The 6,729-nt window shown below is 49.9% G+C and carries 7 protein-coding genes; all 7 read left to right on the plus strand.

What is annotated here, in order from left to right; genetic code table 11:
- Positions 1–95: 95 nt before the first annotated feature.
- On the plus strand, positions 96–629 hold the full coding sequence (locus ACKFKH_RS33115) for a HEAT repeat domain-containing protein (protein ID WP_446862654.1): 534 nt from the start codon (positions 96–98) through the stop codon (positions 627–629).
- A 38-nt stretch (positions 630–667) separates the two neighbouring features.
- Positions 668–940 (plus strand): hypothetical protein, encoded by a 273-nt coding sequence (locus ACKFKH_RS33120; RefSeq protein WP_446862655.1) that lies wholly within the window; start codon positions 668–670, stop codon positions 938–940.
- Entirely contained in the window at positions 933–1,349 is a 417-nt protein-coding gene (locus ACKFKH_RS33125; protein WP_446862656.1) for a type II toxin-antitoxin system VapC family toxin, read from the plus strand. The genes ACKFKH_RS33120 and ACKFKH_RS33125 overlap by 8 nt, the downstream gene beginning before the upstream one ends.
- Before the next feature lie 59 nt (positions 1,350–1,408).
- On the plus strand, positions 1,409–2,113 hold the full coding sequence (locus ACKFKH_RS33130; RefSeq protein WP_446862657.1) for a hypothetical protein: 705 nt from the start codon (positions 1,409–1,411) through the stop codon (positions 2,111–2,113).
- A gap of 28 nt (positions 2,114–2,141) precedes the next feature.
- Positions 2,142–2,444: a UPF0175 family protein gene (locus ACKFKH_RS33135; protein WP_446862658.1), complete on the plus strand. Its 303-nt coding sequence runs from the start codon at positions 2,142–2,144 to the stop codon at positions 2,442–2,444.
- Positions 2,437–2,601, plus strand: coding sequence for a hypothetical protein (locus ACKFKH_RS33140; RefSeq protein WP_446862659.1), 165 nt, complete (start codon positions 2,437–2,439; stop codon positions 2,599–2,601). The genes ACKFKH_RS33135 and ACKFKH_RS33140 overlap by 8 nt, the downstream gene beginning before the upstream one ends.
- A gap of 495 nt (positions 2,602–3,096) precedes the next feature.
- Complete coding sequence (gene mfd, locus ACKFKH_RS33145; RefSeq protein ID WP_446862660.1) at positions 3,097–6,621, plus strand: transcription-repair coupling factor; 3,525 nt, start codon at positions 3,097–3,099, stop codon at positions 6,619–6,621.
- The last annotated feature ends 108 nt before the right edge of the window (positions 6,622–6,729 follow it).

Raw genomic sequence — 6,729 nt, forward strand, 5'->3', positions numbered from 1 at the left:
GACCGATTTCCCCTCTAACTTTTCACCTTTGACACAAAACTATTGACATACCCGATGCGTTAGGCAAGATTGGGTCTGACACGGCTGTTCCTGGCTTGCTCAAACTGCTAGAGCCTCCTGACTTCATTGTGCGTGGGAATGCAGCAGATGCGTTAGGCACGATTAGGTCTGACACGGATGTTCCTGGCTTTCTCAAACTGGTAGAAGATTCTGACTTCGATGTGCGTAGGATGGCAGCACATGCGTTAGGCAAGATTGCCAAGAAACACCCAAACGCGATCGCTCAACATCTCCCCCACCTCCTAACCTTAATTCCAACCGATGCAGGTCAAGATGCTCATCGCGTTATCCTTGCCATCCAAGAGAACTGCAAATACTACAACTACGAAATCTTTCAAGACTATCTAGAAGCACAGAAGAACGATCGACCAACCCAACAAGAGAGCGATCGCCCTCACCTCTACATTCAAGGAGACTACATTGCAGGCGATAAAACCGAAGGAGATCAATACAATATCGATCGTGTTGGCAACCTCAACACTGGAGACATCACGCTCCACGGCGATCAAATTGGCGAACAACACAATCACACAGCATCAAAAGACGATCGCACTTCTCCCCCAGGCTAAAATCAAGTTGTTCTCATCCTATTCTTTCGGAGCCAGCCATGTCTCACTCCCTCACCCTCACGCTCGATCTCGACGACACTCTAAAGCAAGCCCTCGATCGGGCACTTGAACAAAACCAGCAATCTGCCGAAACCCTGATTCTTCAACTGCTAATCCAAAATCTGACACCGACTTCCCCAATGCCCGATCCAAAGACAGATCCTCTGCTAAAACTCATTGGCTGCATCAACACAGACATTTCCGATGTCGCTGAAAATCACGACCACTACATTGGTCAAGCCCTCTACGAAGAAATGCACCCAAATGAATAATCTATTCATCGATACTTCAGGATGGGCAAGTCTCTTCATCACCCAAGAGCCGAGTCATCCCCTAGCGAATCAAGTTTTAAACCAAGCGCTTCAACAGAGACAAACGCTCATCACCAGCAACTACATCATCAGCGAACTGGTTGCCCTACTCCATCGCCCCCTTCGTCAACCTCGATCGCGCATCTTTGAAATCATAGACGCGATCAAAACTGTTCCTTACGTTCAGATTATTCATCTCGATCAAGCCACTGACCAAACCGCCTGGGAACTCTGCAAAAGCCGTCCTGATAAATCCTGGTCACTAGTAGACTGCTCATCCTTTGTCTTGATGCAACAATTCAACATTCAACAAGCCTTCACCACTGACCACCATTTTGAACAAGCTGGCTTTATTCGGTTATTGAGATAATCGCATCAATCGATCGACCTGGGACATCTAGAAATCGACCCCGAAAAGGAGATACATCGATGGTAGACACTCACACCAATCACGCCGAAATCGCATCTCTACATTCGATCGTCCTCGCTTCTTTACAACAACTCCTCGATCGACAAATCACCACCCCTCAATTGGTGCAACTTGCTGAACAATACTATTGGGAATTGCTTGAAGGTCAATTGAGGAGCGATCGCTCCCCCAATGCGCGTCATCTCAAAGAAATCCTTTCAGACATCGTGGCTCAGTGGGAAAGCCGCTCACCCGACAGCCCAGAAGAATTTCCCACAGAATGGATTGATCATTGGCTCACACAACTTCAATCGATACCCATGACGCATATCCCTAATAACCAGCCCCCGTTCCACATTACCCACCAAAACGGCAACATCAACACAGGCGACATCACGATTCAAGGTGACATGATTGGGACACAACATCACACAACTGAGAATCTCGACCTCTTAGTAAACGATTTTCAAGCATTCATCCTTAGCTTGCAGCAGAAATACGCCGCTGTGACGGATGAAACTGCAATTGCACAAATCATTGATGTCGAAGCAAAACTGATCGAATCGCAGGACAAACTTCGCTGGCAAAACTTCCTCAATCTCAAACGGCTTTGGAACGGTGGAAAGAAAGCAGCGCTCAAAGTCGGCGAACACTTTGTCGAGACAAATCCCTGGGGCAAAGGCGCAATTGCATTCCTGGAAGGCGTGAGCGAAGACGTGAAGTAGAGTCACCACGACAACAGGAGCCAAAATCATGCAAATCACAATCGACCTTCCCGACTCTCTTCACCTCAGCGAAGCCGAACTGCGTACCGAACTCGCAATCGCACTTTTCCAACAAAAAATCCTACTGATTGAGCAAGCTGCCCAAGTCATCGAGATGGATGTCGATGATTTCTATCAACTGCTTGTCGATCGCGCAATCCTAACTGCCCCAAGCGACCCTGACGACGACCCAAACGAACTCATTCTTGCCCATTTGCGAATCTCCTTACAGGACATCAAAGAAGGCAGAGTAAAACCCATTTCTGAACTTTGGGATGGAATTGATGTCTGAGTCTTCTGCCATTGAGATCTTAGTCTCACTTGACTTTCAGGCACAACTTCGCAAACTAGCAAAACGATATCGCAGTATCCGGTCTGATTTACAACCTCTGTTCGACGACCTCGAAACTGGAAACCGTCCCGACGACCAAATTCCTGGCACATCCTAATACTGTCTTCAAAGTCCGTGTCAAAAACAGCGACCTTCAAAAAGGTAAAAGTGCGGGCTATCGGGTCATTTACCAACTGAGGGACAAAGTTTGCATTCTTCTGGTCACTCTGTATTCCAAATCGGATGAAACCAACCTTGCAGCCAGCGAGATTCGAGAAATGATCGATCGATTTGACGAACTTAGCAAAGCTCCTGGCTCAGACATCTGAGCAATACAGCTTCCGAAATCTTTCAAGCCTATCTAGAAGTCAAAGCTTATACGATCTCATACTCCAAGAAGCAGGCGAGTAAGGATTCCTGAAGCAAAGAAAAGCTTTGAAAAGGTCGATCGAGACTACGAATCCCCATCTGAAGATCTGCCATTAGAAACACAACTCTCTCCAATCTCGATCTCCTCCCTCCTCCCTCCTCCCTCTTCATCCCTCATCCCTCAATCCTTCCCCTAACATGTAAAGATAGACAAACTTTAGATGCTCCCTCTCGGCTTTTGACAATGGCATTTTCTTCGATTACTCGTGCGCTTGGGCGATCGCCCCTCACCACAGAACTTCTTAATAAGTTGGGTCAGCAGCAGTTTCTCAAGCTGAGTGGTCTGGCACGACTGCCCAAAGGATTTGTCGCGTCTACGCTGGCTCAGGCGCAATCTCGTCCCCTCCTCGTCGTCACCGCCACCCTAGAGGAAGCCGGACGCTGGGCCGCCCAACTCGAAGCGATGGGTTGGCAAACCGTTCATTTCTACCCCACGTCAGAAACCTCGCCCTACGAATCGTTTGACCCCGAAGCCGAGATGACCTGGGGGCAGTTGCAGACGTTGGCGGATTTAGTGAGGGACGAAACCAAAGAGAATGATGCTCCATCCAAAGCTTCTACTCAATCCTCCTCACGCCTCACGCCTCACGCCTCACTGGCGATCGTCGCCACCGAACGCGCCCTTCAACCCCACCTCCCGCCTGTCGAACTGTTTGCGCCCTACTGTTTGACGTTGGAGCGGGGCAAAGAAATTAATCTGACCACCTTGAGCAACGAATTGACCCGATTGGGCTACGAGCGAACGAATTTGGTCGAAACGGAGGGACAGTGGAGCCGACGAGGAGACATTATCGATGTGTTTCCAGTCGCGGCTGAGTTGCCTGTGCGGTTAGAGCTATTTGGCGACGAGTTGGATCAGATTCGGGAGTTTGACCCGTCTACACAACGATCGCTCGATCGTATTCAAGCGCTTGTTCTCACGCCGACGAGTTTCAGTCCGATCATCCAATCTGCTCTCACGTCTCGCCAAGCGGAAACCTATTTGTCTGCCGAAGATCTGGAGAAATTTGAACAGGGACAAGCGATTCCAGGAATGCGTCGTTTCCTGGGTGTGGCGTTTTCAAAGCCTGCTTCTCTGCTGGACTACTTACCGGACAATACGCTGATCGCTCTGGATGAGCCAGAAATGTGTGAGGCTCACGCCGATCGCTGGTTTGATCACGTCGAAGAACATTGGCAAGAAGTGGGAGCCGTTCAATCTCCAAATTTCCCCAAACTGCATCGCCCCTTTGCCGAAACGCGGTCTGAAGTGGAATGCTTCGATCGCCTCTACTTAAACGAGCTTGCCGAAGAAAAAAATGGCTTGAACTTAGCGAGTCGTCCCGTTCCCGCGGTGCCTCATCAGTTCGGGCGGTTGGCCGAAACGTTGAGAGGAGAGCGCGATCGTGGGTTCTCTACCTGGCTTGTGTCAGCCCAACCGTCGCGATCGGTCGCCCTGCTGCAAGAACACGATTGCCCTGCTCAGTTTGTGCCCAATCCACGGGACTTTTTGGCGATCGACAAACTGCAAACTCAGCATGTGCCCGTTGCCGTCAAATATTCTGGATTGGCGGAGCTAGAAGGCTTTATTTTGCCGACGTTTCGGTTGGTGGTAGTGACCGATCGTGAATTTTTTGGTCAGCATACCCTCACCACTCCCAGTTATGTTCGCAAACGTCGCCGCGCAGCGTCTAAGCAGGTCGATCCCAATAAGCTGCAACCGGGCGATTATGTGGTTCACAAAAATCATGGCGTGGGCAAATTTCTCAAGCTAGAAAGTCTGACGCTCAATCAAGAAACTCGTGAATATTTGGTGCTGCAATATGCCGACGGATTGCTGAGAGTCGCGGCAGATCAACTCAGTGCGCTGTCTCGATTTCGGGGAGCGGGAGATGCAGTGCCTCAACTCAACAAAATGTCGAGCAAAGCCTGGGAAAAAACCAAAGGCAAAGTTCGTAAAGCGATCAAAAAAGTCGCCGTGGATTTGCTGCAACTCTACGCCCAACGTGCCCAACAGCAAGGCTTTTCTTATCCCGCCGACATGCCCTGGCAAGAAGAAATGGAGGATTCGTTTCCCTATCAGCCGACTCCCGACCAGCTTAAAGCGACTCAAGATGTCAAGTTGGATATGGAGAGCGATCGCCCAATGGATCGTCTGGTCTGCGGCGATGTGGGCTTTGGCAAAACCGAAGTCGCGATTCGGGCCATCTTCAAAGCTGTGACTGCGGGAAAGCAAGTCGCGTTATTAGCTCCAACCACAATTCTCACTCAACAGCACTATCACACGCTTAAAGAACGATTCGCGCCCTATCCAATTCAGATTGGTTTGATGAATCGATTTCGCACGGCTGACGAACGCAAAGATATTCAGCGTCGCCTCGCAACGGGAGAATTAGATGTCGTTGTGGGAACGCATCAGCTATTAGGAAAAGGAATTCAAATCAAAGATTTAGGATTGCTAGTCGTAGACGAAGAACAACGGTTTGGCGTTAACCAAAAAGAGAAAATTAAATCACTGCGGACACAGGTTGATGTGCTCACCTTAAGCGCTACGCCGATTCCGAGAACGTTGTATATGGCTCTGTCTGGTGTCCGCGAAATGAGCTTGATTACCACACCGCCGCCTTCTCGCCGTCCGATTAAAACTCACTTGTCCCCTTATGACCCTGAAATGATTCGATCGGCGATTCGGCAAGAACTCGATCGTGGCGGACAGGTCTTCTACGTCGTGCCCAGAGTTGAAGGGATTGAAGAAATTTCAGCGACGATTCGCGAGATGATTCCGGGGGCGAGGATTGCGATCGCACATGGTCAAATGCCCGAAGCCGAACTCGAATCGACGATGCTCACCTTTGGAGACGCGGAAGCCGACATTCTGCTTTGCACCACAATTATCGAATCCGGATTAGACATTCCCAGAGTCAACACGATTTTGATCGAAGATGCTCAAAAATTTGGGCTGTCTCAGCTTTATCAATTGCGCGGTCGAGTCGGACGGGCTGGCATTCAGGCTCACGCCTGGCTGTTTTACCCCAAACAACATCAGCTATCCGATGCCGCGAGACAAAGACTTCGCGCGCTGCAAGAATTTACCCAACTGGGATCGGGCTATCAGCTTGCGGTGCGAGACATGGAAATTCGCGGGGTGGGCAATCTCCTGGGAGCCGAACAATCTGGTCAAATGGACGCGATCGGCTTCGACCTCTACATGGAAATGCTCGAAGATGCTATCAAAGAAATCCGCGGGCAAGAGATTCCCAAAGTGGACGACACCCAGATCGATCTCAACCTCACGGCATTTATTCCTGCCGACTACATCCCCGATCTCGATCAAAAAATGGATGCTTACCGATCGGTGGCCTCTGCCCAATCCAAATCCGAACTCACGCAAATTGCCGCCGACTGGAGCGATCGTTACGGCACGATTCCCCCTGCTTCTCTCCAACTGCTGCGCGTCATGGAACTCAAACAAGTCGCCAAAAAACTCGGCTTCTCCCGCATCAAGCCCGAAGGCAAACAGCATGTGATTCTGGAAACGCCAATGGAAGAACCCGCCTGGAATTTATTAAAGGAAAACTTGCCAGAACATCTGCGATCGCGCTTTGTCTTCATGCCGGGTAAAGTCACAGTGCGCGGGTTGGGCATGTTGAGCGCTGACCAGCAGTTGTCAAATCTGATCGATTGGCTGGGTCGAATGCAAGGAGCCTTACCAGAACTCGCTTTGGTGTAGAGACCCTTTCATCAGTCTGCTCTGGTTGAATATAAAAAATCAGCCAATAAATCAACGTGAATTCGATGGAGTTTTCTCGCTTCGTTATTCAGCACTTCTGCCCCCCAA

The sequence above is a fragment of the Phormidesmis sp. 146-20 genome (genome assembly GCF_052939475.1).